The organism is Acinetobacter sp. ANC 4805, from assembly GCF_022549495.1.
In the GTDB taxonomy this organism is placed as follows: Bacteria; Pseudomonadota; Gammaproteobacteria; order Pseudomonadales; family Moraxellaceae; genus Acinetobacter.
This window is the reverse complement of sequence record NZ_JAKZGD010000011.1, coordinates 85,815-112,575: the sequence shown is the minus strand read 5'-3', so window position 1 is coordinate 112,575 and position 26,761 is coordinate 85,815. Positions and strand designations below refer to the sequence as shown.

The 26,761-nt window shown below is 39.3% G+C and carries 24 protein-coding genes and 1 pseudogene; 6 read left to right on the top strand and 19 right to left on the bottom strand.

Annotated features, from left to right (window positions below):
• Window positions 1–52: 52 nt before the first annotated feature.
• The gene (locus MMP60_RS14310) at window positions 53–850 is read right to left on the bottom strand and encodes a DUF6119 family protein (protein WP_241337020.1); all 798 of its coding nucleotides are present in this window, start codon (window positions 848–850) and stop codon (window positions 53–55) included.
• Between the two features lie 269 nt (window positions 851–1,119).
• On the opposite strand from MMP60_RS14310, the pseudogene MMP60_RS14305 reads away from it, so the two are divergent.
• Window positions 1,120–1,291: pseudogene (locus MMP60_RS14305) on the top strand (MBL fold metallo-hydrolase); the annotation flags it as partial.
• Window positions 1,292–1,338: 47 nt separating this feature from the next.
• Here the strand turns inward: MMP60_RS14305 and MMP60_RS14300 are convergent.
• The gene (locus MMP60_RS14300) at window positions 1,339–1,962 is read right to left on the bottom strand and encodes a LysE family translocator (protein ID WP_241337019.1); all 624 of its coding nucleotides are present in this window, start codon (window positions 1,960–1,962) and stop codon (window positions 1,339–1,341) included.
• A gap of 357 nt (window positions 1,963–2,319) precedes the next feature.
• Between MMP60_RS14300 and MMP60_RS14295 the strand changes: the two genes are divergently transcribed.
• On the top strand, window positions 2,320–3,942 hold the full coding sequence (locus MMP60_RS14295; protein ID WP_241337018.1) for an oleate hydratase: 1,623 nt from the start codon (window positions 2,320–2,322) through the stop codon (window positions 3,940–3,942).
• 45 nt (window positions 3,943–3,987) lie between these two features.
• On the opposite strand, the gene MMP60_RS14290 is transcribed toward MMP60_RS14295, so the two are convergent.
• Together MMP60_RS14290 and MMP60_RS14285 are read right to left on the bottom strand one after the other, a co-directional pair.
• A complete protein-coding gene (locus MMP60_RS14290) occupies window positions 3,988–4,746 on the bottom strand; it encodes a class I SAM-dependent methyltransferase (RefSeq protein ID WP_241337017.1) in 759 nt (252 codons plus the stop codon).
• Between the two features lie 101 nt (window positions 4,747–4,847).
• On the bottom strand, window positions 4,848–5,525 hold the full coding sequence (locus tag MMP60_RS14285) for a DUF1345 domain-containing protein (RefSeq protein ID WP_241337016.1): 678 nt from the start codon (window positions 5,523–5,525) through the stop codon (window positions 4,848–4,850).
• Between the two features lie 334 nt (window positions 5,526–5,859).
• On the opposite strand from MMP60_RS14285, the gene MMP60_RS14280 reads away from it, so the two are divergent.
• Window positions 5,860–6,729, top strand: coding sequence for a pyridoxal-phosphate dependent enzyme (locus MMP60_RS14280; protein WP_241337015.1), 870 nt, complete (start codon window positions 5,860–5,862; stop codon window positions 6,727–6,729).
• A gap of 107 nt (window positions 6,730–6,836) precedes the next feature.
• Here the strand turns inward: MMP60_RS14280 and MMP60_RS14275 are convergent, their stop codons facing one another.
• Window positions 6,837–10,949 (bottom strand): hypothetical protein, encoded by a 4,113-nt coding sequence (locus MMP60_RS14275; RefSeq protein ID WP_241337014.1) that lies wholly within the window; start codon window positions 10,947–10,949, stop codon window positions 6,837–6,839.
• A gap of 382 nt (window positions 10,950–11,331) precedes the next feature.
• Here MMP60_RS14275 and MMP60_RS14270 point away from each other — a divergent pair, with 382 nt between their 5' ends.
• Window positions 11,332–12,528 carry an NAD(P)/FAD-dependent oxidoreductase gene (locus MMP60_RS14270; RefSeq protein ID WP_241337013.1) on the top strand — a complete coding sequence of 399 codons (1,197 nt, stop codon included), beginning with the start codon at window positions 11,332–11,334 and terminating at the stop codon, window positions 12,526–12,528.
• Between the two features lie 36 nt (window positions 12,529–12,564).
• Here MMP60_RS14270 and MMP60_RS14265 read toward each other — a convergent pair whose 3' ends face one another.
• The 3 genes from MMP60_RS14265 to MMP60_RS14255 form a co-directional block, all read right to left on the bottom strand.
• A complete protein-coding gene (locus tag MMP60_RS14265) occupies window positions 12,565–12,744 on the bottom strand; it encodes a hypothetical protein (RefSeq protein WP_241337012.1) in 180 nt (59 codons plus the stop codon).
• Window positions 12,745–13,002: 258 nt separating this feature from the next.
• Window positions 13,003–14,565, bottom strand: a complete 1,563-nt coding sequence (locus tag MMP60_RS14260) for a mechanosensitive ion channel (RefSeq protein WP_241337011.1) — start codon at window positions 14,563–14,565, stop codon at window positions 13,003–13,005.
• 228 nt (window positions 14,566–14,793) lie between these two features.
• Window positions 14,794–14,994: a hypothetical protein gene (locus MMP60_RS14255; RefSeq protein ID WP_241337024.1), complete on the bottom strand. Its 201-nt coding sequence runs from the start codon at window positions 14,992–14,994 to the stop codon at window positions 14,794–14,796.
• 206 nt (window positions 14,995–15,200) lie between these two features.
• Here MMP60_RS14255 and MMP60_RS14250 point away from each other — a divergent pair, with 206 nt between their 5' ends.
• Window positions 15,201–15,623 (top strand): hypothetical protein, encoded by a 423-nt coding sequence (locus MMP60_RS14250; RefSeq protein WP_241337010.1) that lies wholly within the window; start codon window positions 15,201–15,203, stop codon window positions 15,621–15,623.
• A gap of 52 nt (window positions 15,624–15,675) precedes the next feature.
• On the opposite strand, the gene MMP60_RS14245 is transcribed toward MMP60_RS14250, so the two are convergent.
• Window positions 15,676–16,437 (bottom strand): ferredoxin--NADP reductase, encoded by a 762-nt coding sequence (locus MMP60_RS14245; protein WP_241337009.1) that lies wholly within the window; start codon window positions 16,435–16,437, stop codon window positions 15,676–15,678.
• Between the two features lie 84 nt (window positions 16,438–16,521).
• Between MMP60_RS14245 and gigC the strand changes: the two genes are divergently transcribed.
• A complete protein-coding gene (gene gigC / locus MMP60_RS14240; protein WP_241337008.1) occupies window positions 16,522–17,406 on the top strand; it encodes a LysR family transcriptional regulator GigC in 885 nt (294 codons plus the stop codon).
• A gap of 19 nt (window positions 17,407–17,425) precedes the next feature.
• Here gigC and MMP60_RS14235 read toward each other — a convergent pair whose 3' ends face one another.
• The 10 genes from MMP60_RS14235 to nuoH all read right to left on the bottom strand — a co-directional run bounded on the left by MMP60_RS14235 (window position 17,426) and on the right by nuoH (window position 26,759).
• Window positions 17,426–18,130: a cold shock domain-containing protein gene (locus MMP60_RS14235; RefSeq protein WP_241337007.1), complete on the bottom strand. Its 705-nt coding sequence runs from the start codon at window positions 18,128–18,130 to the stop codon at window positions 17,426–17,428.
• Window positions 18,131–18,209: 79 nt separating this feature from the next.
• Window positions 18,210–18,503 (bottom strand): cold shock domain-containing protein, encoded by a 294-nt coding sequence (locus MMP60_RS14230; protein ID WP_241337006.1) that lies wholly within the window; start codon window positions 18,501–18,503, stop codon window positions 18,210–18,212.
• A gap of 117 nt (window positions 18,504–18,620) precedes the next feature.
• Window positions 18,621–19,256, bottom strand: coding sequence for a uracil phosphoribosyltransferase (gene upp, locus MMP60_RS14225; RefSeq protein WP_241337005.1), 636 nt, complete (start codon window positions 19,254–19,256; stop codon window positions 18,621–18,623).
• Window positions 19,257–19,363: 107 nt separating this feature from the next.
• Window positions 19,364–20,860 (bottom strand): NADH-quinone oxidoreductase subunit NuoN, encoded by a 1,497-nt coding sequence (gene nuoN / locus MMP60_RS14220; RefSeq protein WP_241337004.1) that lies wholly within the window; start codon window positions 20,858–20,860, stop codon window positions 19,364–19,366.
• A gap of 3 nt (window positions 20,861–20,863) precedes the next feature.
• Window positions 20,864–22,462, bottom strand: a complete 1,599-nt coding sequence (nuoM, locus tag MMP60_RS14215) for an NADH-quinone oxidoreductase subunit M (protein ID WP_241337003.1) — start codon at window positions 22,460–22,462, stop codon at window positions 20,864–20,866.
• A 1-nt stretch (window position 22,463) separates the two neighbouring features.
• Window positions 22,464–24,359, bottom strand: a complete 1,896-nt coding sequence (gene nuoL / locus MMP60_RS14210) for an NADH-quinone oxidoreductase subunit L (protein WP_241337002.1) — start codon at window positions 24,357–24,359, stop codon at window positions 22,464–22,466.
• Complete coding sequence (nuoK, locus tag MMP60_RS14205; RefSeq protein ID WP_004638057.1) at window positions 24,356–24,664, bottom strand: NADH-quinone oxidoreductase subunit NuoK; 309 nt, start codon at window positions 24,662–24,664, stop codon at window positions 24,356–24,358. Before nuoK ends, nuoL begins: the two co-directional genes overlap by 4 nt.
• Window positions 24,664–25,182 (bottom strand): NADH-quinone oxidoreductase subunit J, encoded by a 519-nt coding sequence (gene nuoJ, locus MMP60_RS14200; protein ID WP_171067616.1) that lies wholly within the window; start codon window positions 25,180–25,182, stop codon window positions 24,664–24,666. Before nuoJ ends, nuoK begins: the two co-directional genes overlap by 1 nt.
• On the bottom strand, window positions 25,182–25,724 hold the full coding sequence (gene nuoI, locus MMP60_RS14195; protein WP_004663751.1) for an NADH-quinone oxidoreductase subunit NuoI: 543 nt from the start codon (window positions 25,722–25,724) through the stop codon (window positions 25,182–25,184). Before nuoI ends, nuoJ begins: the two co-directional genes overlap by 1 nt.
• Before the next feature lie 18 nt (window positions 25,725–25,742).
• A complete protein-coding gene (gene nuoH / locus MMP60_RS14190) occupies window positions 25,743–26,759 on the bottom strand; it encodes an NADH-quinone oxidoreductase subunit NuoH (RefSeq protein ID WP_004663752.1) in 1,017 nt (338 codons plus the stop codon).
• Window positions 26,760–26,761: the final 2 nt, after the last annotated feature.

The window sequence follows — 26,761 nt, the reverse complement described above, 5'->3', positions numbered from 1 at the left end:
CGAAACAGAAGAAAACGATTTGGTTTAAGGATGAATTTAATTGCTGGGCTGATTAACTGGATGAGTCAAAATTAACTTTCGCAAGAGATCTAATATTGATGCCTGATATACTAATTTCTTCCACACCTACATTAGCCTGATTATTAATGATTGCAGTTAAAACCACTGAGTTAAGATCACCAATTAATATTTCATCTGATATAAGTTCTAATTTTGGCAACCTAATAATTTCATCATCACTCATACTATCTGAAATATCATTAAGTATTTTTGATAGATCACTAGGTTCTTTACTTATATCCAATTGAATAGAATCAGCAAAAATTATATTTTTATCACCCCATATATCTGTATTCGAGGCTTTCAATTTTAAATGCTCAACTGATTCACCCGAATCATAACTATCTTTATTAAAGTTCTCATAAGAAGATACTTCATGACGTTTAGTGCCTGTAAAGTATCTACTTTTCTTTAAAAGAATAGACTGTTCATCAGCCATACGTATAGCTAAATTAATTCCAAAGTCTGCCTCAATAAATCTTGATAAATAGAAATGTGACTTCCCTAAGCTAATAGCATATATTTCATTTGGATTATCTACATTAGTGCATATTAACAAACCAAAATAAAATTTATTTTTTGGTGTAGGGATATCATCCTTTATAAATACTCTATAAGTTGACCACCACCAAATTTCATTTCCCTCAATACTTTCCGAAAAATAAAACACCATATTATAGTTTTCAGGACATAAGGTTTTTTGTTGAATTAGACCTACAGATTCAATCTTAACTAACAAATCCTCATACTTATCATGCTTAATTTTATAAATATTATATATATTCCCCATAACACCCTCATCAAATAAAATAAGTTTAATGAAAATTTAATTTTTATATAACTATTATTATAATAATCAAGATTTAAATAAATATGCAATAAGTATTTCCACAAATCAAAAAATAAAATAAAAACAATAAAAATCAAAAATTTATTACTTACTCACATTCTCCTTTACAAGGTAAAACAGTAGATTCAATTTAATATCGTTTTTCTTTAAAATTATATCTATCCATGCTAAAAAGTAGACAATTCAACTGAACTTGAGAATATCTATAAATGAAAAAAACTACCCTACTCCTTTCTATCTCAATCTTGAGCAGCTTCCCTTTACTCACTCACGCAGAAACAAGTCGCTGGTTACTACCAACACCAAGTCGGTGATGTACAAATTACCGCCCTGCTCGATGGCACTAACTTTATGTCACCAAGCTTGTTTAAAGACATTCTGTAACAGTAAGTACATGACATATTAAAAAGTAGCTAGAACTAAAATAATCACTTCATCCCAAAGATCAACTTCAACCCAAGCAAGGTCATTACACCACCTGCAACACGATCAAATACTTTCTTAAACTTTAAATATACACGGCGCGGTTTTTCCGCAGACAATGCCACCGCAACAAGCGAATACCAACCTGCATCAATAAAGAAGCACAACATCGGCAACACCACATAAAAATACGTTGGGATTTCTTTCGGTAATAACGCAGTAAAAATACTGGCAAGGATAATCGCAATTTTAGGGTTACTGAGCTGAGTAATCAGTCCTAAACGAAAAGCCTGTGCATAGCTCATGGTCTTCACAGTACCATTCACAGCTTCCATGGGTTCTTTGGCATGTTTAATAATTTTATACGCCAGCCAAAGTAAATACAGACCACCAAATATTTTCAACGCAATATAAGCAGAAGGCACCGCCAACAAAATCGCTTGTAGTCCCATCACAGCAAGCAAACCAAATAGTGCTGCACCCGTGCCTGTACCTAAAGCAGTAAATAAGCCATGTTTACGAGAAATCGCAATTGAGTTTTTGGCGACATAAATAAATGTAGGACCAGGACTAATAGCACCTAACATTAATGCCAAAGTAATAGAGCCTAAAATCAATAATGATTCCAAGTGAGCCTCTTAATTAAAGTAATTTTCAACCATTATTTTACTTAAAAAATCACTATAGAAGATACAATTTTTTGATATCAACGAAAAATTCAACCTCTTGTTTGATCAAACTAATAATTTTTATAAAACAATAAAATAGAGCAAAAACTCAATTTAATTTCAATATCAAATAGTTAAAACATAACACAGGAATATTAAGATTTTATTGTGTATCCATTTTTTCTATTAAAGTATTTTTATGATAAAAATTTATCATCATTTTTTAGCACAACTTTCATATATTTTTACACAATACAATTCCATAATAAAAATATGGTTTTTAATTTTTCCTTTAGAACTACAAATGAGGCACATGAGATGCAAAGTAAAAAACTGAATACTCTCGATCGCTCTAAATCACATCTTTGGATTGTTGGCGGCGGCATTGCAGGTATGGCTGCTGCGGCATTTGCCATCCGCGATGCAAAAGTGCCAGCCAAACATATTCATATTTTAGAAGAATTGAATGTTTCAGGTGGTTCTATGGATGGTGGACATAATCCACTCAATCCAAATCAAGCATGGGTCACACGTGGTGGACGTATGCTAACTGATGAGACTTATCTTTGTACTTGGGATTTATTTTCAAGCATTCCATCATTAGAAAACCCAGACATTTCTGTCCATGAAGAATGTCGTGAGTTCAATGAACAAGTCAAAACCAATGCTCAAGCACGTTTGATCGACTCAAATCATATTATTGCAGAAGCTCAAAAATTAGGATTATCAACGCTCAACCGTGCTCAAATGTTACGTCTACTGGCATTAAAAGAAGATCGTATCGGTAGCCGCCGTATTGATGAATTTTTTGATGATGCATTTTTCCAAAGCAATTTTTGGCGGATGTGGCGAACCACATTTGCGTTTCAAAAATGGCATAGCGCAGCAGAATTACGCCGTTATTTTTTACGTTTCATTCAAGAATTACCACGCATCCATACCTTAGCAGGCGTAAAACGAACCAAATACAATCAATATGATTCAATGATTCATCCCCTACAACGTTGGTTGGTGGAACAAGGTGTTGATGTTCGTTTTGGTAGTTATGTCACAGATGCGGACTTTGTCGAAGATGCCCAAACGAAGGAACGTAAGGCAACTCAACTTTATGTCAACATTCCAGAAGGCACTGAACAAATTCAATTGGGTGAGCATGATATTGCGCTCTTTACTTTAGGTTCGATTACGGCTGATTCACGCTATGGTGATAAATTCGATGTTCCTGAGCTGATTCGTGATCGACAAGATCATGGCTGGCGTTTGTGGGAAACATTGGCTCAAAAAGCCCCTGATTTTGGTCGCCCAATGACCTTCTATGGCAACATTGATGAGCATAAATGGAAATCTTTTACGCTCACCATGCATGATGATGTGCTGCTAAAACGGATTATTGATTACACAGGAAATGAACCTGGTACAGGTGCATTGATGACATGGTTTGAATCTGGTTGGCATCTGTCTGTGGTCGTTCCTGCACAACCTCATTTTGCTGACTTACCTGAAGGTAAATTCACCTTATGGGGCTATGGTTTTGAAATTGACCATATCGGTGATTACATTAAAAAACCAATGAGTGAAGCCACAGGTCAAGAGATTTTAATTGAGTTGATTCACCAACTTGGTTTCGATGATATCTTGGATCATGTGTTGGCACATACCGACATTACCACAGTAATGATGCCTTATGCCTCTGCCCTATTTGCATGTCGTAAAGCAGGTGATCGCCCATTGGTGATTCCTGAAAATGCGGTCAACTTTGCTTTCTTAGGTCAATTCGTAGAGCTTGAAGATGATGTGGTTTTCACTGTGGAATATTCAGTACGTTGTGCCATGATTGCCATTTATCAACTCTTAGGTGTCGAACGTGAAATTCCAGAGATTTACAATGGTTTACTCGATCCTAAAGTTGGCTTAAATGCTTTGGAAGCAGTTTTTCACTAAGTTTTAAAAGCCATAGGGTGGCTTGCTGCTCTATGGCTTTTAACCTTATTTTGATAAAACGATATAAGCAACGTCACTGCTAAATGAACCATCGGCTTTGATTTGATAATATCGTTGCACCTGCTCTGATGCTTTGTTTTGTAAATCACGTATGGTGGTAATGGCATATTCAGGCGTTTGCATCCGTTCTGTCCAACTTTGGAAATCTAAATCTAAACGCTGCTTTTCAACGGTTTCAACTTTAAAGCCAGTAGATTCCGCGAAATACATCCATTCCTGCAAACTATAATTTCTGACATGACTCGGATCTCGAATCGTTTCAATGGTCTGAAAAAAAGTATCAATTACAGGATTTGAATTTCCTAAAATATCAACAATAATAACTTTGCCGTCTTGAGTTAATACACGATAAATTTCATGCATTGCCTGAGCGACACTCTGCCAATGATGCGCTGAATAACGTGTGATCACACAGTCAAAACGTTGATCTACAAAAGGCAATTTTTCCGCTGCACCCTGTTGGGCAATCACATTGTTCCAGCCTTTCTGTTTGGCTTGAGTCGATACGAGTTCGACCATTGACGGGGTTAAATCATAGGCAACCACTTCATCGACCAATGCTGCCACCTGATAAGTTACATGCCCTCCACCACAGCCCAAATCTAAGACTTTTTGGAATTGATGAGACTGAATCAGTTGTTGCATCTTCTGAAACTCGATGCCTTGTGCATGCACTTGACTGTTTAAATAAGCTTGCGATTTATCCTGATATTGCTGTTGATTAACTTGATGCTGAGTGGTCATCTTTTTATCCTTGCGACGTCATCGATCTTTTAAAATAGATGACACTAATCAAAAATAAAAAATGATGAATTTTAATTTAATTAATAAAAATAAGTTATAAATTATAATCCAATCAAACTGGCTGCGACATTGATTGCGATGGCTAAAATCATGGTATTAAAAATAAAAGCCAAGACACAATGAAAAATATTCAGATGCCTCAATTCAGAACTGGTAATCGAAACATCTGCCGTTTGTGCAGAAGTGCCGATAATATAACTAAAATAAATAAAATCGAGATAATCAGGTTGATCAGTTTTTGGAAAATCTAAACCAGGGTTCTTTTGCTGACTTTGAGCAAGATAATAATCATGCGCATAATGAATCGCAAATAAAGTATGTAGTAGCAGCCATGTTGAAAAAATAGTCCCGATGGTCAATAAAATCAGAAATCCTTTTAAAAAAGCCTGATCTTTGGGGACATGGCTGAGTTGTACCACAATTGAAATAAAACAGATCACAATGGCGATCAAAACAACATTCAGAATCGCCCATTTCCCTGCATCTTGTTGCTGAGCGCGTTGTAAAATATGAGTTGAGTCTAAGCGCCACATCATTTTTAAGGTCAGGAATAAATATAACCAAATGGCAATATTCCACCCAATTTGTAGACAAGTCGTCCATTGCCAATGCGTAAAAAAATGCAAAACAGCATAGATCACTAAACCTAAACTAAAGGTTGCTGATAAGTATGGGCGATGTTTTAGCCCTCTCGCAAAACGCTTTACAAAGCCTTGCATCTTTCACCTGCTGCTATTTTTTATTCACAATCAATTTAGGCTTATATTTAACACTGTAATCTTATATCAAAGTACCTTATTACCTAGATTTTACCTAAACCACACAAACCATGAGCCAAGTGATAGACACTTAAACTTTTGAAATTCATCTACGGCAAATGTTATCGAAAAATAGTTAAACCATAAGCGAATTAGATTGGACTAAATCGAATCATGCATAAAGTAATTTAGCCATTCCAATACTGACCAAGATAAACGAGGCTCGAAGAACAATACTGACTTTCACAATCGAATACACTTACAATAGGATTCAATTTATTTTTAATGATCTCAAATGTTTGATCACATTGCCTTTGATACACCTTATCAAACATTAGCACTTCCTTGCTCAATTCAACTGACAGTTAAACGCCTTGACCTGATTCATCCTCGAATTTCAGGCAATAAGTTTTTCAAACTCAAATACAATTTTTCCGCAGCCCAACAACAAGGTTTACGTCAAGTTCTCACCTTTGGTGGGGCTTATTCCAATCATATTGCAGCAACAGCTTATGCAGCACAGCTCGTTGGTTTTCAAAGTATTGGCATCATTCGCGGAGAAGAACTTAGCACACAAGATTTGAATCCAACGCTACAAGTGGCGCAGGACTTCGGGATGCAGCTCCATTTTGTCAGTCGAGCTGAATATCGTCTGCGCCATGAATCGGAGTATTTACAGCAATTACAACGGCAATATCTTCAAGCCTTTATAATTCCAGAAGGTGGAACAAATGCACTTGCAATTCAGGGTACTCAAGAAATTCTCACATCTGAAGATAGAGAAAATTATGATGTGATTTGCTGTGCAGTCGGTACAGGTGGAACTATTGCAGGCATCATTGAAAGCAGCTCAGAACAACAACAGGTTTTAGGCTTTTCGGCGTTGAAGGGTGATTTTCTACAACGAGATATTCAACAATGGACAGATAAACAAAACTGGGCTTTAACTGATGCCTATTGTTGCGGTGGTTATGCCAAAACGAGTCAGGAGCTCTTACAATTTATGCAGCAATTTGAACAGCGTTATGCGATTCCATTGGAACAGGGATATACCGCTAAAATGATGATGGGACTGTTTGATTTAATCCAAAAGAATCACTTTTCAGCAAACACACGTATTTTAGCGATTCATACAGGTGGTTTACAGGGCAAACTGAATAGATAAAGCGCAATCTAATCGTTAAATTCCGCTTTTAAACTAGACCCATGGTTTCTGTTTAGCTCAGCATTCGCGTGAGCTTAAAACTAGAGCCTATTGATATTTCCTCACAATCATTGCCTTACACAGAACCTGACCGCCCCTGTAGCTGCTGGGGCTAATGCACCACTCAGCCCCCATTCGAGAGCACTGCCCACATTATTAGCACTACAGGTATTTCCACTCGGTGTCGACCTACAGCCCATACTGCCAAATTTTGTTCCGATAGGTAAGCTGTCTTTGATTTTTATATTATTTAGTCGCTTGGTACTATTATTTTTATAGACAATTTCATACTCTAAATAATCCACTTTTTTGGCTTGGTTACTGATCGCAAATACATTTTGATCAGCCGATGTCGATGGACAACTTGCAACTGCACGAACTTTTTTCGTTAGGCTTAAACCAGCACTTCCAATCAATGTAACATCTTGTCGCTGAACAGATTTACCCGTAATTGACTGCGTTGGATTGGCTAACACCACACTATAACTGGCTTGTAGCGTACTGACATGCTGTGCCCCTGCAACCACATTTGTAGGTACATGTACACGCTGAACTAGACACAGATCAGTATTAGGCTGTAATAAGAAAGGATTGGCTGTACTAGGATTAAATACCGTTTCGCCAACATCAACATTGCCATTACAGTTGCTATCTTGATAAACCAGCGCTTGCCAAGGCTGATCATTACTCGCATTCGGTTGCTGTGAAAGCACCTGACTTAGCTGAGTAATTTGTACTGGCGCTTGGGTATTTAAACGATGTGGATATTCCGTAACATCACCCGCTACCACCATATGCTGACCATCTTCGGTCAGTAAAATATTCAGATTTGCATCACCAAAATCATTGTTGAGATAATTCGTTGCTGCTGTTTTTGGTAGACTAATCATATCAGCACTGCGGTTATAGCTTCCTGTTGGACTCGAACCACTCACCGAGCTATATTCAGGCAAATTTGTTTGGACAATACAAAATGGATTGGTTAAAACACTGTCTTCTACTTTAAAACTATAATCGCCATTACTATTACTGATGGTCACAACATTAAGTTCTACCCCAGAGCAATTTGCGAGCTTCAGGCTACTACCTGCAATACCTGATTCATTGGCATCTTGAAGTGCATTATAGGCATTTGTAACACTATTATTGATACTGCCCCCATTATCATTAAACACACGCCCCGTAATTAAAACCAGTTTTTTTCGGCTGTTGGTTAATGTACAAATAATTGCTGCATCATCACTGTGAATCGTTAATTTATTACCATTTAAAGCAGTGTTATTGCCTGTACAAATCAAGGTACTATTATAATCTGCTGCATCACCTTTGCTAAATGCCTCAAGAATTGTGCCCGTTTTTCCGACCATATTTGGCATCAGAATCACAGGTGTTCCCGTCGTGGTATTTGCGCCTGTCTGATCAGCAACCGAAACTGCTGTGGTCGCATTGGTATCAAAACCAACACTATTGACGATTACACTATCACCCGCTATGGCATTTTCCCATTTTTTAACAATCGTTAATGTCGTCAGCGTATTGGTTAACGTACAGATGATATCTGCACCTGAGACAATTCCACTTTTATTAAGTGTGACTGTCCCATTGACATAATTCGGCGTTACAGAGCTAGTTGGCAATCCTGTACAGACAGCATTGGTTAAACGGAAACCTGTTGGCATACTCGATTCAGTAATCACCGCATCTGTTGAAGGGTTAGGACTGGTAAAATACTGGGTCTCACCAACTGTTTCCGTATCTTGGGCGGTTGTGGTAATTGAGTGATTGGCAATCCCATTATTACCTGTGAAATCAAACTTACCGATTCCCCCTCGACTGATTTTTTTGATTGTCAGGCTTGGCTTACTATTAATAAATGTACAGGTAATATCTGCACCACCGGTAATGAGGTGGTTATAAGGAATCGTTATTCTATCTGTATTAAAATTACCAAATGTGCCGATGTTCCCTGTAATCAAGCTGTTTGAATCAACACAACTCGCTGATTTTAAAGCATACCCAGAAACAATCGAGGACTCTCTAATGGTCACATCTGTTGAGGTACTCGACACCGTTAAGGCTGAAGATATGCCTGTACCAACATTTGATGACCCTTGCAATGTTGTTGCAACATTCGTGGAGTTACTTGATAAATTGGTATTGGTAAAACCAAACGTTCCTGTTCCTCCACGAGAGATTTTTTGAATCTTGATGGTCGGAATTTTGGTATTTACAAAGTTACAGTTTAAATTGGGGTTATTGGTGATATCGGTCGCGGTAAGTGTATAAGTCGAACCAGACTGACTACCAACAGCATTGCCTGCACTATTACGGCAACTTGCTCCAGTTAGACTCCAGCCTCCTCCCGTCGGTAAACTATTTTCATTAATCGTGACATTACCTGTTCCTGTCACCACAAAAGGCTGTATGCCTGTTAATGTTGTATCACCATCAACTTGATATTCATCACCTTGAGTCTGCGTTGTGATTGTTCCCGACGTTTGACTGGTACCTGTTAATGCAAAGCCAAATGTTCCAAGCCCACCAATCGTAGATTTGGTTAAGGTAATTAGAGCTTTTGCAATTGAAACTTGTACACTACTGCTGTTATCTGATGGGTAAATGTCAGTATTGGCAGCAGGTACACTCACTGTCGCGGTATTGGTGATAATCCCTGCACTATTTGCTCTAGCTTGAATAATAAGCGTACAAGTTGCACCTTTGGGGCCACTAAACTGACCACTTAAATTATTGCCTGTAAAGCTTGCACTACAAGTGATCGCACCATTTGCTTTCGTTGTGCTGAGTATAGAAAGTGTATTGAAATTACTTGGGACTGAATCGGTAAAGCTAGCTCGGCTGGTATCACTCACAGCATTTTCACCGTTATTACTAATGACTAACTGATACTGAATGGTATCACCGACATTCATAATCAATGCATTAGATAAAAATGACCCAGATGTCCCTATTCTTTGTTTCTTTTCAACTTTTAAGTCCATGTCTGTGGGTTGATCATCATCACTAATCACATAGTTTGCAGTGCCATTCCCTGCGGCACCACAATCATTTGAGGACATAACATGAAAATCATTGCTTTGATTGATCGTTACACTAAATGTGTCATCAACTTCATTAATTGAATCATTAATAATTTCGACAGGAACTTCCAGAACGTAAGGCGTTCCAGCACCATAATTCCCTTCTGGGATAACCTTGGTAAAAGTATTGGCAATACCGCCATTAATTCTATAATCAACACCTAATTGGGCTGTGCCATCATTCACATTGAAAACCAATGAAATACCACCACTCGGTACATCACCGACCACAACCACTTTCAGTGGCTGCACTGTTCCCCCATTTTCAGGCACAACATAATTCGCTGAACTAAATTCTATAATTGGTTTTACTACAATTTGGATTGCATCTAAAAAGTTTCCGCTTGTGCCCGTTCCAGAAGTGGACTGAAATCCCATTGGTACTTGGCTCGTCGCACCTGTATAAGTAAAGGTTCCGCTATAATCTGCCCAACGTTTAATGGTAGAACCTGTTGTTGCCCCAACTCCTGAACCTGAACCACTAGACACCGAGCATGTTCCAGACATACAACTTGTGAGTTGACCATCGCCTGTTTTACTCGTTGACACCGTTGCGATGGTCTGAGACCCAGCTCGTAATAACATGGTGTCATCTGTGGTATTACGACCATTATGGCTGAATTTCCAAGATACCGATTCACCATTGACCAAACAGATATTCTGCGACACCGTTGAAACCGCATCTGCATTCAACTCTACAAATTGATTGCCTTCTCGCGCTTTAATCGTATTCGTTAGCGTGGTATTCGTACCGTCAATATTTCTTGACCCTGCCCACATCTCCATCAATTGCCCTGAGCCATTGGTAGAAATCGAGCAAGTCCCGCTAGATGCTTCATTGCCATAAGGGTGTGTGGTCAACCAACCTGGAACACGTGTGCTACTAATATAGACACGACAAACATTACTACCCGTCGCAATGGTCGGTGTCTCAAAACCTAAATTTAAATATCCACGCTGATAAGCTGCGTTTGCAAGAGAAACATTGAATAGACAGAATAAAGTGACAACAAATATATTGAGGAGATAATCGCACCGCAATTTCATCATATTAGATAAATGCAAAGTCTTCATGCCCAACATAGCGCGCCCCCAAATTAAATTTGTAGCTTTAACTGGCTATAGAGTGCTATTAAAAAAAACACAAAGAATGCCTCAGCATATTCATGCCAAGAACATCACACCGCCGCAAAAAACAACAAAAAATAACAAAGTTTTCTGAAAAACATCAAAGTTTAATATCAAATAGAGACAGAACTCTCACTATATTTTACATCAGTACATGCTCATTTTTTATTACACTAAAGATTATTTTTAAAAAAACTGAACATTTTTTGTATCTAATAATGTAAACCACAGAGATACTCCCACCGATTACAAATAATTTGGGCATTGTGAATTGAGCGTACTAAACTTGTCTCAAATCTTTTATAATCGCTCGCTTTTCGTCTATCGAGTAATACTCATGGTTCATCAAGTTGATGTTGTTGTTATCGGTGCAGGTGCATCAGGCTTGATGTTAGCTGCGGAAGCAGCTAAACGTGGGCGCTCTGTTGCGGTACTCGAGAAAGCCAATAAAGTGGGTAAAAAAATTCTAATGTCTGGTGGAGGTAAATGTAACTTTACTAATCTGGATGTTGAGCCTGCTCATTACATTTCTGAAAATCCACATTTCGTTATTTCAGCTTTAACTCGCTATACCAATTGGGACTTTATTGGTTTGGTCTGTGAATATGGTATTGAGTATGAAGAACGTAAGCATGGTCAGTTATTTACCCTAAAGGGTGCGAAAGAGATTCTTGAACTTTTGCTTACAGAATGTGACAAAGCCAAACGTGTCCAGATTCAAACTCATTGCGAAGTGCAACAGGTAAATGCACAAGCGGATTCAAGTTTTATTATTGAAACGAGTCAAGGAACATATCACTGCGAGTCTGTCGTGGTTGCCACAGGTGGCTTATCCATTCCGACTCTTGGTGGTTCAGGTTTCGGTTATGAACTGGCGCAACAATTTGGTCATCATGTGTTTCCAACACGTGCAGGTTTAGTTCCATTCACTTTTTCAGATCATTTTAAAGAAGTGACAACACGTTTAAGTGGTAATGCTTTAGATGCAACGTTGATGAATGATCGCCACCAGTTTACTGAAGCACTCTTGTTTACCCACCGTGGTTTAAGTGGCCCAAGTTCATTACAACTTTCCAACTATTGGCATGTTGGTGAAAGCTTCAAGATTGATTTTTTTCCTAGCCAAGACTTAATCCAATTTTTAAAAGAGAAGAAAAAGTCACAACCCAAAGTGTTACTGCGTACTCTACTTAGTGAATTTACAGCCAAGAGTATTGTGCTTGAGTTACAGCAACTGATTTGGGCAGAACAAAGTGAAATAGCGATTGGAAATATCAGTGATCTGCAATTGGAACATATTGCGGCACAACTACACGCTTTTTCAGTTAAGCCTTCTGGAACTGAGGGATACCGTACCGCGGAGGTCACATTGGGTGGTGTGGATACCAGTGAAGTGTCTTCAAAAACCATGGAAAGTAAAAAACAAAAGGGCTTATATTTTGTTGGTGAAGTACTTGATGTGACTGGACACTTAGGAGGCTATAACTTCCAATGGGCATGGTCTTCTGCACAAGCCGCAGCTCAATTCGTTTAATTTCAGTCAAATTGAGCCTGCTCACACGATACCCTGCTAAGAGTCATGATCTGAGGAGTTTGCTGCCTCTGTAGACGAAACCTTTTGCATCTTTTCAAGCGGTTTTTCTTTGGCTGAATTTGACTTAGAAACGACAAATTTGTACGCACTCGCCAAGAAACCTACAGTAATGCCTGCAATAATAATCGGTGCGAATACACGATTTGGCCTCTTCATTTCATTCTCCTCTATAGACTTTTTATTTAGAGATTATTGATACTTTCTATATAAATGAATTGCTTTTTAGGTCAAATTTCATAGTAAAAGGCATTAAACACTGATCATAGCGATTTTATAATTCAGTTTTATGTCTTATTGTTGCTAAAAATACCCTAAGTGCTTCATCCGTAAAAATACCCAAAACGCTTATACAAACAAAACGACCACCCTGCCTAGAGTGGTCGAATTGATCAAAAAAATCAAAGATTATTTTTACTATTCATCTAAATCTGGCAAAGATGATGTGGTAGGACTCACTGTATTGGTTGAGTTTTTTTCGTTTTTATACAATGAATTGGGTTGTTTTACTTCAGTGTTTGCTTTGTCTAGCAAATCTGTCAGTAAACGCTCAGCAGGTTGACGACCACCTAAACCAAATGCCAGTGCAAAGGCAACTGCAACAGAACCAAGTGTTAAACCAAATGCTAAATTCACAATCGAATCTGCAATACCCATTGCCTTTAATCCCATTGCGATCACCAAGCCCATAATTAAAATACGGACTAAGTTTGCTAACCAACGTGAACTATTGTACTCACCGCGTTGTACCACATTCGCCACGACATTGGCGAGCCAAAATCCAATCACCAAAATGACTGCACCCAATAAAATACTTGCACCAAATTGAATAAACATCGCAATTAGTACACTAACTTGTTCTAATCCAAGTCGATTCGCAGCTTCTGAAACAGCAAACAGCATGGTAAAGAAAACGATTAAGTAGCCAATCATATCTGAAACACGGGTTTGTCCAAGGAAGCGTTGTAAATCAAGCTTCATTGGGATTTCATCAACACCTGCACCTGAAATCAACTCAGCCACTAAACGTCCAACAAAACGAGAAACGATATAAGCGACAATTAAAATGAGACCTGCTGCAATAATCTGTGGAATTGCATACATGATCTCATTCAGCATTGTCGTTGCAGGTTGGGAAATCGCTTCAATACCTAATGCCTCAAATGCCACAATCAAAGCTGTGATAATAATAATAGCAAACACAAATGAGCCTAAAAATTTAGACACTTTAGAGTTTTTAAATAAACCGACTTTTTCAGCTTGTGTTTGTAGTCCAAGGCTATGACTCAAACCTTCAACAATACCCCGCACAATTTTCGCAAGAATATAGCCGACAAAGATGATCACACCTGCAATAAACAAATTAGGCAGATAAGCAATTGCTTCATTCAGCATATTCTGTACAGGAATCAGTAATCCTGTTAGACCTAAAATAGACAGCACAATTGGTAAAAATAGTAATAGAACCAACCAGTAAAAAATTTCTGCGATATTGCTACTTAAAGCATTAACGCCAACTTCACTGCTCAGTTTCTCATCTAATTCTGTTTTAGATAAAACATTGGTCAGTCCTACTCGCACCAAATGTGCAACAATCCAGCCAATAAATCCAACAGCAACAGCAGCCAACAAGTTTGGTATATAAGCGAGTACCCGCCCAACCATATGACTAAACGGATCACTCACACCACTAATATTTAAAACATTCAGTGCACCAACCACCGCAAGAATCACCACAAACCAAAACACCAGTTTGGATACCAAGCGCTCAATATTAGGAGTAAAACCCGTTGCTGTAGATAATTTATGATTGGTGCCTAGCTTTTGCAGTAAGCGCTTCACGCCTGCCGCTATGACTAAAGCAATAATCCAACCAACAAGTAAGATGAAAATGGCTGCAAAAATCGGATGAAACTGATCCCAGTAATACATTCCATCAAATCCTCCTTGATGAGAAAGGTCATTAAAAAATTCATTCATGTATGTTGTCCTTATATTGTATTTTTAAATCTTGATATAAATCACCCATCACTGTTCTATGCCGAAAAACATAAACTATGAATATTTCCACCTTAGTTTTTGTTGATTTTTCACGCAATAAACAACATCACTAATACAACAAAAACCATGCAAAATATTGCAAAAAAGCCCATCAGTTCACACTAATGGGCTTTTATTTAGCAATAATTTTTTTTGGTCTAAAACCGTTTAAACATTCATAAGTTCAGACTGCAAATTTGACATAATCACTTGAGCAGTTGGATTCGCTGAATGATCGGCGATCATAAATACCAGCAACGCTATCAGAAAAATTCCAACAATCAACAACATATAGACTGGCAATTTCCTTTTACGTGCAATCTCTTCCTTACTTGCCACATGAGGTTGTGGCTTACTAAAATCATGCATCATAGCAGCCCTCATCCTTTTACTTGTTAGACCTTTATCTTAACAATACTCAATGTTGCATTGTGTGAAAAAGCTTCGCACTATCGTTGCATTGGTTGCAGAACTCTACTTTTTATTTCTTAAACTTTTGTATAAAATATAGTCGGTTTAGAATATGCAAGAAATAAGCTATAATAGCTGCCCTCATCTCCTAAACCTTCTGCTTTATGTCCTATAGCCAACAAAGCGTTTCTCTTGAATTAGACACTGATGTCACACATCAATGTTTTTTACATCACACCCGTGATGAACATTTGATTGGAATCATTGAGTTCAATAAACCAAGTTATATTTTGAAATGGGGAGATTTGGAATATTTTCGTCGCCGTACCGAAGAATTCTCGGTGATGCCTTTACCTGATTGTGTCAATGCAATGATTATCGACATTCGGAATGTACAACCTTTTTTAGATAATGAAGTACCTATCTTACCTTGGCGTTTACTCGAAGAAGATTGCCCTGTAAGGCTCGTTGTACCTCAAGATCGTTTAGAACATTACATTGGTCTTTTTGAACCAACATGGTTAACCACCGATGTAGATACTGCCATTCAAGAAATTCGTGAATTTATGGATATGTTTGTTCACTAAAACATATCCTTTAACGGGTGCAATCGCTCTTGCGCCGCTACAACGCGGCTCATTACCAATAATTCTCTACTGCAATATTTCCCTCGCCACGGCGATTCATGGTTAAACCACGTTTTTTGAGTGCTTCTTTGGTATCCTCAACCATCTGTGGATTGCCACATAACATCACATGACTACTGGCAGGATTCAAAGATAACCCTATCGTTTTCTCTAATTCCCCATTGGCGATCAAAATCGGTAAACGATCATGTAATGTCGCGTTTGGGTCTCTAGTAATAATTGGCACAAATTTAAAACCTGTATGCCCCTCACCAAAAAGGGCTGCAATTTCTTGGATACGCTCCACATATGCCAATTCAGATGCTGTACGAACACTATAAACTAAGTTGATATGTTGATATTTTTTCCATGTTTCAAAGTCTTGTAACATCGACAAAAACGGAGCTAAACCTGTTCCTGTTGCCAATAACCAAAGATCTTGGGGGACAGGCAGTTGGTAACGTGCCAAGGTCAGATAGCCATAGGACACTTTATCCAAATACAATTCATCACCCACTTTAAGGTGTTGCAGATTTGAGGTAAATGCACCATCAGGTACAACAATTGAAAAGAATTCTAGCGTTTCATCAAAGGGTGAAGAAACTACAGAATAAGCGCGTACCACTAATTCACCGTCAACCATTAACCCAATCCGTGCAAACTGCCCTGCACTAAATTTAAAATGAGCAGGTCGAGTCAGGGTAAAACTAAAAAGATTGTGGGCCCAACGATGAACAGATAAAACCTTTTCTACGCTAAATTTTTCAATTGACATGATTTGAACGTGGCACGAAACAGTAGGCTCATGTTAGCATGATCGAATAATTGATGGATACTCAAAACATTAAGGCTATTTAACATGCGCATGACCTTACGCCAATTGGCTGTTTTCGTGGCGGTTGCTCAGGAAGGAACTGTAACCAAAGCGAGTGATGCTGTCCGACTCACACAAAGTGCGGCAAGTATGGCTTTAGCTGATTTAGAAGATGGTTTAGGTGCGCCTTTATTCGACCGTTTAGGCAAGCGTTTACAACTCAATGACTTGGGACGTTTTTTACTGCCTCAAGCTTTAGAAATCTTAGGTCGCTGTGAATCATTTGAACAAGCCGCTAAGGGTGAACTTCAAAGTATTGATTTACGTTTAGGTGCAACCTTAACGATCAGTGATTATTTGATGCCTGATCTCATGGCGGAATTCTTACAACATCACCCTCAAGCACATTTACAGTTACAGGTGGGAAATACTCGCCAAATGATTGAAGCAGTGAATCAATTTCAACTGGATTTGGCTTTAATCGAAGGCTCTTGCCACTTACCCCAATTACAAAGTATTCATTGGAAAGATGACGAACTCGCTGTTTGCTGTGCACCTGATCACCCTCTTGCAAAGTTAGATCGCCCAATTACACCAGCAGATTTCCATGAGGTTGAGTGGATTTTACGTGAAGAAGGCTCAGGTACACGTGAAGTTTTTGATAATGCGATTTTACAAGATCTACCAGATGCTAATATCCGTTTAACCCTCGGTCATAACGAAGCAATCTTAAAAATTGTTGCTGGTGGTTTGGGGATGTCTTGTGTTTCAAGACTCGCGATTGAACCGCTGGAAGAGAAAGGACAGCTTGTTATTTTAGATACACCTTATTGGCAACTGACCCGCCCTCTTTATATGCTAGTACATCGTCAAAAATATCAAGGTCCTGGGCTTAAAGCCTTTTTACATTTCTGTGAAGATCAGGTTTAAGCCTGATCTTTTTTTATCATCAGAATTGTTGTTCACATGGCTCACCATCATTGTCACCATCCATTTTTGTATTCGGACAATTTCTTAAGAAGAATATAGCTTCCTCACGAGAATGCATTTGTGAACAATGCTCACGCCCATCACAACTAAACTGGGCTTGAGCTTTAACGGACTGCACAGCTTGCATTTGATGATATGATACTGACGGTGTTGATGGTACGTCTAACACCTGTTCTGTTTTTTCAGATCGCTTTAGCTCTGGTAAATCACCCAATGCCTGCCTTTGAGCAATCACTATTTTCTTTTGTTCTTCGATCAACTGAGCTGCTTTTAATTTTTGTGACTGTTGATAAGACTGATATTTTTTAAAGACCAGAACTGCTAAAACCGCAATAATCATTAAACCAATGACCGTAAGGATCATTCTCTTTTTAGAGCTAGACTGAGGATTATTTGGTGAAATTGCATTAGAGGTAATCTCAGAATTAGAGGCAAAATGACTAGAAGGATGAGAGCTCTTTAAATCTAACCGAACAATATTTGCTGCTTTAAATTTATCTTTATCTTGCACAATAAGAAATCTAAGTAATTCGCCAACTTTTGGCTCACCGCCTGCTTTGGGAAAATCGGTAATATGAAAGAAGATATCTGCCTGCCCTTCAAGTGCTATAAAGCCAAACCCTCTTTCTGAATTATATTTTTTAATTTTACCTTCAACAAACATATTTTTCTTTTCTCATTTGCAAAGCCTAATAGATCAATATGGAGATCAAAAAAATTCTCTCCATATTTTATCTAGATGATTAACGTCGAAAGTTTGACAATAGCTCACTCGTTATCGATTCATTATGAGCCAATATTTTATTTTTTTTAGTTTTTGCAGGATTCGGATCTACACGTTCAATTTGGACTGCTTTAAATTTGCCAGCATTTTCTAGAGCTACAAATTTTACTTTTTCATTGCGTTTAGGCTCACCTTCCGCTGCTGGAAAATCTGAAATATGAAAAAAGATCTCTCCTTCAGCCGTCGCAATAAAACCATACCCTTTGTCTGGATTATATTGTTTAACTTTTCCCTGATAAAATTCTTTCTTCATGACATTCATCCAATTTTGCAAATACTATCATTCAGTATATAAAAAAAGAGACTCTAAATCCTCCCCTAAAATCTATACGGTTGGATTAAGTCTCTTTTTTAAGCATATTTTCAAAAATTAATCTTTCTGCACACTACCAAATATTTTGTCGCCAGCATCGCCTAAACCAGGCACGATATAGCCATCTTTATTTAGACCTTGGTCAATTGAAGCCGTATAAATACGAACATCTGGATGTGCAGCCTCTACTTTTGCAATACCTTCAGGTGCAGCCACCAAGATCATCACACGAATATCTTTACAGCCACTTGCCTTGAGTACATCAATTGCAGCAATTAAAGAGTTACCTGTTGCCAACATTGGATCAATAATCATAGCTAAACGATTGGCAACATCAGGCACTAATTTCTTATAATACGTACGCACTTCTAAAGTTGCTTCATCACGTTCTAAACCCAATACACTCACTTTCGCACTTGGAATCAGACTAAGAACGCCTTCAAGCATACCAATACCAGCACGCAAGATAGGAACAATGGTAGTTTTCTTGCCTGCGATACGCTGAGTTGAGACTTTACCTGCCCATCCATCAATTTCATGATCCACAACAGGTAGATCCTTAGTCGCTTCATAAGTCAGTAGCATCGTGACTTCTTGTGCCAATTCACGGAAGTTCTTCGTGCTAATGTCTGAACGGCGTAATAAACCAAGTTTATGGCGAATAAGCGGATGGCGAATTTCTTGGACAGACACGGGTAAGCACCTAAATAATATTAATCTAGAGCTATTATAGATTGTTTTTTACTATTCATTAAAAAAAGCCCCCAATTTTTGGAGGCTTTTTTGTACTAATCAGATCATTATTGTTGTTGAGACAACATGAAATGCAATGGAGAAAGAATTTCTGACTTCAATGCCAATTTAATCATTGGATCTGGATAGATACCTAATAGTAATACAAGCAATGCTGCACCAAGTACCATAATCCCACCAACTTTAGTTCCCCAATGCGCATCTGCATCAATACGTGGGGTTTCTGGTGGTGTCATGTACATCACAATCATCACACGTAAGTAGTAATACAAACCAATACCACTACCCACTACGACCATTGCAGCCAAGAACCAGTGTTGCGTTGTGACCGCAGCCATGACCACAAGGAACTTACCAATAAAGCCCGCTGTTAATGGGATACCTGCTAAAGACAACATCATTACGGTTAATGTTGCAGTCAAAATCGGACGACGCCAGAACAAACCACGATAATCAGCTAGACTTTGTGCTTCATCAAGATTGTTGTATGGACTAGACATCAACGCAACTGCACCGAATGCACCGATTGTTGTAAATACATAGGTAATCACATAAACAGTTACACTACCTAAGCTTGCATAAGTCATACTAATTAAAGCAATCAGCAAGTAACCAAAGTGTGCAATTGATGAATAACCAAGAATACGTTTCAAGTTGACTTGACGCACTGCAAGTAAGTTACCCACTAAGATTGATAACACAGCAATGACCGTCAAAACTGTCACCAGTGATTCAACTAAGATTGCACCAGAGGTCAATAAGTAACGTACAAATAAACCAATCGTTGCAACTTTGGCAGCAGTTGCCAAGAAGGTTGCCATTGGTGCTGGCGCACCTGCATACACATCTGGCGTCCATTTATGGAATGGTGCAAGCGAAAGTTTAAATGCAACAGCAAAGATAATAAGACCTAAGCCCAATAACACCATTGGCTGTTTGATTGCAGTAAATAATGCTTGAACAGAATCATAGAATGACAATGAACCTGTATAAGCATAGATATACGCCATACCCATCAGCAACATTGCAGATGCAGTCGCTGAAAGTACAAGATATTTGATCCCTGCTTCCAAAGACTGACTACGTTGATAAGTATAAGCCAACATACCGTACACAGGAATCGACATCAATTCTAAGCTGATAAAGAAAGCAGCATAATTAGAACTCGCAACCAACAACATTGCACCTGCTACAGAACAAAGTAACAAGATATAAAGTTCTTCACGATTATCTTTATAGGTTTCAATGTAGGCATGTGAAAGCGTGCTACATGCTAAAGCAGCAATCAAAATCAAGAATTGATAGAGCATGGTGAATGGATCAACCATAAACATGCCCATGACATTTACTGGAACAAAGTGTCCACTAAACATCGTATATGCAATAAAAATTGCAGAGAGGTTTAAACCAACCACTGTCGTTGTTGCAACAAGATTATGATTACGTTTAATCGCAATCAATAACATCACAACAACTGCAGTCAATGCCACAATCATCACTGGGACAAGTGGCATAAGCTCAGAAAAAGAAAGTGTGAAGTTCATGGTTTATTGCATCTCCACTTGTTCAAGTTGAGTTGCAGCCTGTTGAACAGTTTCAACAACTTCTTGTACTGGCATATAACTATTGACTAACCACTGCATGCTTGAATGAGACATATCCAAGAATGTTTGTGGGTAAAGCCCTAACCAAAGCAAACCAATCACACAGATCATCAAAATACTAACTTCACGTACTGATAAATCTTTAAGTGGGCTTGTATAGTGTTGCTTTTGTTCTGGATTCGGTTCACCAAAAAGTGCTTTGTGAATCAAAATCAAACCGTAGAGACCTGCAAATACCAAACTTACAGCAGCAATGATCGTGAATGCAGGATAAGCTTTGAATGAACCCATTAAAATCAAGAATTCACCGATAAAGTTACCTAGACCAGGCACGCCCACAAGTGCAGCAACGAAGAACATCAAGAAGAATGGTAAATATTGCAGTTGACCACGAAGACCACCCATCAAGCGTAAATCACGTGTATGTAAACGCTCATAGACTTGACCCGACATAATGAACAATGCAGCAGATGACAAGCCATGTGCCAACATCATGATCATTAAGCCTTGGAAAGTCAGGATATTACCTGCATAAATTGCAAGTAAGATGAAACCCATGTGCGAAATAGACGTGTACGCAAGTAAGCGTTTCATATCTGTTTGTTGGTACGCTAAGAATGCACCGTAGAAAATACCAATCAAGCCCAAAATAATGGCGATATCAGCAAATTGTGCTGATGCTGCTGGGAAGAATGGAATCACAAAGCGGAGCAAACCGTACGCAGCTGTTTTAATCAAAATACCAGCTAAATCCACAGAACCAGCTGTTGGTGCTTGAGCATGCGCATCAGGTAACCAACCATGTAATGGGAATACAGGTAATTTCACCGCAAAACCAATGAAGAAACACAGCATGAATGCGTAAGCAACTTCTGGTGGTAAATGGTTCGCAACAGCCAATAAATAGTTGTAATCGAAACCAATCATACCTGTCATCATGTATCCATAGACCACTAAGCCTAAGATACCGATTAGCATGATCAAACCAGCGATTTGTGTATATAAGAAGAATTTCGTTGCAGCATAAACACGCGAACGACCATTCGATCCTGAATGTCCCCATAACGCAATCAAGAAGTAGATTGGTACAAGCATCATCTCCCAGAAGAAGAAGAACAGGAATAAGTCAATTGCAAGGAATACACCGATCACGCCACCCAAACTCCAAAGGAGGTTTAAGTGGAAGAAACCAACATTCTTTTGAATCTCACCCCACGAGCAACCAACAGCAAGTACACCAAGTAATGCTGTAAGTAAAACCATGAGTAAAGATAAACCATCCACTGCTAAGTGAATGCTAATACCCAAAGACTGAATCCATGGAAGTTGGAATTCAGCTGCCCACGTTGGGACTTTACCGCCTAACTCGTAGCTATATGTACCAGTTTGCCAAAGTGCAATACCCAAACCAAAGGTAATGAGCATACCAATCAAGGCAATCCAACGTGGTAAGTGTTGGTCGAATTTATCGACCAACCAACAAATAAAACCAGCAATGAAAGGAACTAAAATCAGTGCGGGTAAAATTAAATTGTTTTCCATTTTATTTCCCCACAACCTGAACTACGATCAAGATCATCAATAACACCACTACACCGAGTGACATGCTTGATGCGTATTCACGTAATGAACCTGTTTGACGCGAACTTGTAAAGCTATTACCACCTTTCACAATTGCAGGAAGTACGAGCCATAAGCTATCGACCGGATCACGACCTAAGATTTTCGCAATCAGTAAGTATGGTTTTACAAAAACGATGTCATACAAAGCATCAAAACCAAATGCGGTACGGCAAATGTGCGCTAAACCTGAGCCCAAAGATGTTTGAGCAAAAGCTTTTACTGCACCGTATGCAAAAGCAAACAAGAAGATACCCACAGCTAAACCAGCGAGGGCAACGCCACTTGCTAAATGTTCAGCATGTACAACAGCTGCTTCTAAGCTCTCAGGAACAACAAAGCTTGGAATTTTGGCAGCCGTTAATAAGCCTGCAACTGGTGCTTGTAAGAAATAACCAATACCTGTTGATAAGGTCGCAAGAATCGCAAGCGGTCCCCAATAGGTCACACCATGAATCGCATGTGCATGGGTTTTTTCTTCGCCAAAGAATACAACCCAGATAAGACGGAACGTATAGATAGACGTTAAGAATGCACCTGCAACACCCACCCAGTACAAGGTATGGTAAAGCGGAAGATTTGCAATCGTAGACTGTGCATAGACTGCACCCAAGATCGCATCTTTAGAGAAGAAGCCAACTGTTACGACTGGAAGTGCTGCCAATGCGCCACCACCGATCACGAAACACCAAAATACGAATGGAATCTTTTTACGTAATCCACCCATTTTGAAAATGTTTTGTTCGTGATGACACGCAAGAATCACGGCACCTGAAGAAAGGAACAATAATGCTTTGAAGAATGCGTGAGCAAGCATGTGGAATAAACCAGCTTGGTAAGCTTCAGCACCCACTGCCATGAACATATAACCCAACTGACTCATAGTTGAGTAAGCCAAGATACGTTTAATATCAGTTTGCACTAATGCGGCAAAACCAGCCACAAGCAACGTCACAGCACCGGTAATCGAGATGAACTGCATTACTTCTGGTGCCATTTCCATTACAGAGAACATACGACAGCATAAGTACACACCTGCTGTAACCATTGTTGCAGCATGGATTAATGCAGATACTGGTGTAGGACCAGCCATCGCATCGGCTAACCAAGTTTGTAATGGAATTTGCGCTGATTTACCTGCCGCACCCAAGAACAACATCAATGCTGTCCAGATCGACAATGATGAACTTTGCGTCATAACAGTCGCCGCATGTTCAACAATGTACTGAATATTCAAGGTACCAAATTGTTGATAGAGCAAGAACAATGCAATAAGTAAAAAGACATCACCCACACGTGTTACGGTGAATGCTTTAATTGCTGCCCAACCATTTGCAGGGTTTGAGTAGTAGAAACCAATCAATAGATATGAACACAGACCTACGCCTTCCCAACCCAAGAACAATAACGCCAAGTTATCGCCGAGTACCAACAACAACATGCTAGCAACGAATAGGTTGAAATAAGAGAAGAAACGCGCATAGCCTTCTTCACCACGCATATACCACGATGCGAAGATATGAATCAGGAAACCAACGCCTGTCACCATGCCTGTCATCAATAATGACAAACCATCGAGATGTAAGCTGATACCTGGTTCAAAACCACCAACACTGAACCACGTCCATAAGTGTTGTACAAAAATGGTTTGACCGCTGCTGGTAAATGCAAGACCCGCAATTAAAGCAAATAACGCAGATAAACCCACTGAACCGACGCCAATAATGGCAGCTACATTTTCAGAAAGTTTGTCACGCCCTGCCGCTAACAGGATAAAACCAATGAGCGGAAATAAAACGGTTAAATATAATGTACTCATCCGCGCATCTCACTAGCAGCATCCACATCCAAGTGATGGAAGCGATGATAAAACTGAAGGACGATCGCAAGACCAATACATGCCTCTGCTGCTGCAAGTGTTAAGATCAAGATGAACATCACTTGTCCATCTGGTTGAGCCCAAACACTGCCTGCTAAAACAAATGCCAATGCGGCAGCATTCATCATGACTTCAAGGCTCATCAACATAAATAATAGGTTGCGTCGCACCATTACACCGTAAAAACCGAGTGCAAAAAGGATGGTTGCAACAATCAAACCATGTTCTAAAGGGATGTGTCCCATTATTCTTTATCCTCTTCTGCGCTTGGTTCACGTTTGCCGAGGTGATATGCAGCAACTAATGCTGCAAGCAATAACATCGCGGCAACTTCTACCAATAATAGATAGTGAGTAAATAATGCTTGACCAACTGCTTTAGGTCCGACAACTTCTGTACCCATTGGTGCAGAAATCGTGGTGTATTCTCCACCGAGCATCCACACTAAAATTAAGCCCAATAAAAAGCTCATCAGTGCGGGAAAAGCCCATGCATCAGAACTCAACCATTTACGTTCTTGTTCAACCGTATCTTGTCCAAGATTCAACATCATGACAACGAAGACGAACAAGACCATGATCGCACCTGCATAAACGATGATCTCAAGTGCAGCCGCAAACGGCGCACCCACGATCATGAAAATGCCAGCAACAGCAAGTAGAGAAACAATCAAACTTAAAAGTGCATGCACAGGGTTCGTGTTAGTCACAACACGAACGGTCGAAATAATGGCCACAAGTGCCATCAAATAAAATGGCCACATCATGGTAATAAACTCCGTACATCAACTGGTGCACTTTCTTTTTGTGCCTGACCTTTTTCCTTACCATTTACTGCCATACCAGTGACACGGTAGAAGTTATAGTCAGGATATTTGCCTGGGCCAGAAATCAATAAGTTTTCTTTTTCATAAACCAAGTCTTGGCGTACATATTCAGCAAGTTCAAAATCTGGAGTCATCTGAATTGCAGTTGTAGGACAAGCTTCTTCACACATACCGCAGAAAATGCAGCGTGAAAAGTTGATACGGAAAAATTCTGGATACCAACGTCCATCTTCTTTTTCCGCTTTTTGTAATGAAATACAGCCAACAGGACATGCAACCGCACAAAGGTTACATGCCACACAACGCTCTTCCCCATCTGGATCACGCGTCAAGATGATACGACCACGAAAGCGTGGAGGCACAATTTGTTCAGCTGGTACTTCTGGATATAAAATCGTGTCACGTTTACGTGTTACATGGCTAAACACCATCCACAACGAACGGACAATCGATCCAAATCCAGCTAGAATTTTATACATTTTGTACTCCCTGCTGTCCTAGGCCTGATTCATCAGAATCACAGCACCAGTCACTAACAAGTTGACCAACGCCAATGGCAAACAAACTTTCCAACCAAAATTCATCACTTGGTCATAACGTGGACGCATTAAAGAACCACGCGCCAATACAAACATCATTACAAAGAATGCTGTTTTAATCACGAACCAAAAAACTGGTGGAACAAATGGAATTTCTAAGTTAAATGGTGCAAGCCATCCGCCGAAGAATAACGTTACGATCAGTGCAGAGATTAAAACCACGTTCACGTATTCCGCAACGAAGAACATCCCCCACTTCATCCCACCATATTCAACGTGATAACCTTCCGCCAATTCTTGCTCAGCTTCTGGTTGGTCAAATGGATGACGATGCGTCACTGCAACACCAGCAATAACAAAGATAATGAAACCAATGAATTGTGGAATAACAAACCAAACATCACGTTGAGCTTCAACGATTTCACGTAGGTTGAATGAGCCTGCAATCGCAACCACACCCATCAATGAAATACCCAAGAACACTTCATAAGAAATAGTTTGAGCAGCAGAACGAAGACCACCGAGTAACGAGTATTTGTTGTTAGACGCCCAACCACCAAATAGCACTGCATAAACTGCAATACCCGCCATTGCCATAAAGAACAATAGACCGATACTCATATCCGCAACGCCCAGTGTAGGACTTACTGGGATGACCATAAACGAAAGTACCGCAGTTGCCATCGCAACTGCTGGTGCTAAACGAAAAGTCAGCTTATCGGCAAACTTTGGTGTCCAGTCTTCTTTGAACATGATCTTGAGCATGTCGGCAACGATCTGGAACATACCACCCGGACCAACACGGTTTGGACCATAACGGTCTTGCCATAACGCCAAGAGACGACGCTCAATAAATGACATTAATGCAGCAACCAAAACCACCACCAACAGGATCACAACTGCTTGAATCACTGAATAAGCGATTGGCCAGTTCTCAGCCCAAAGTGGCGTTTGACGTATAATTTCTTGATTCATGA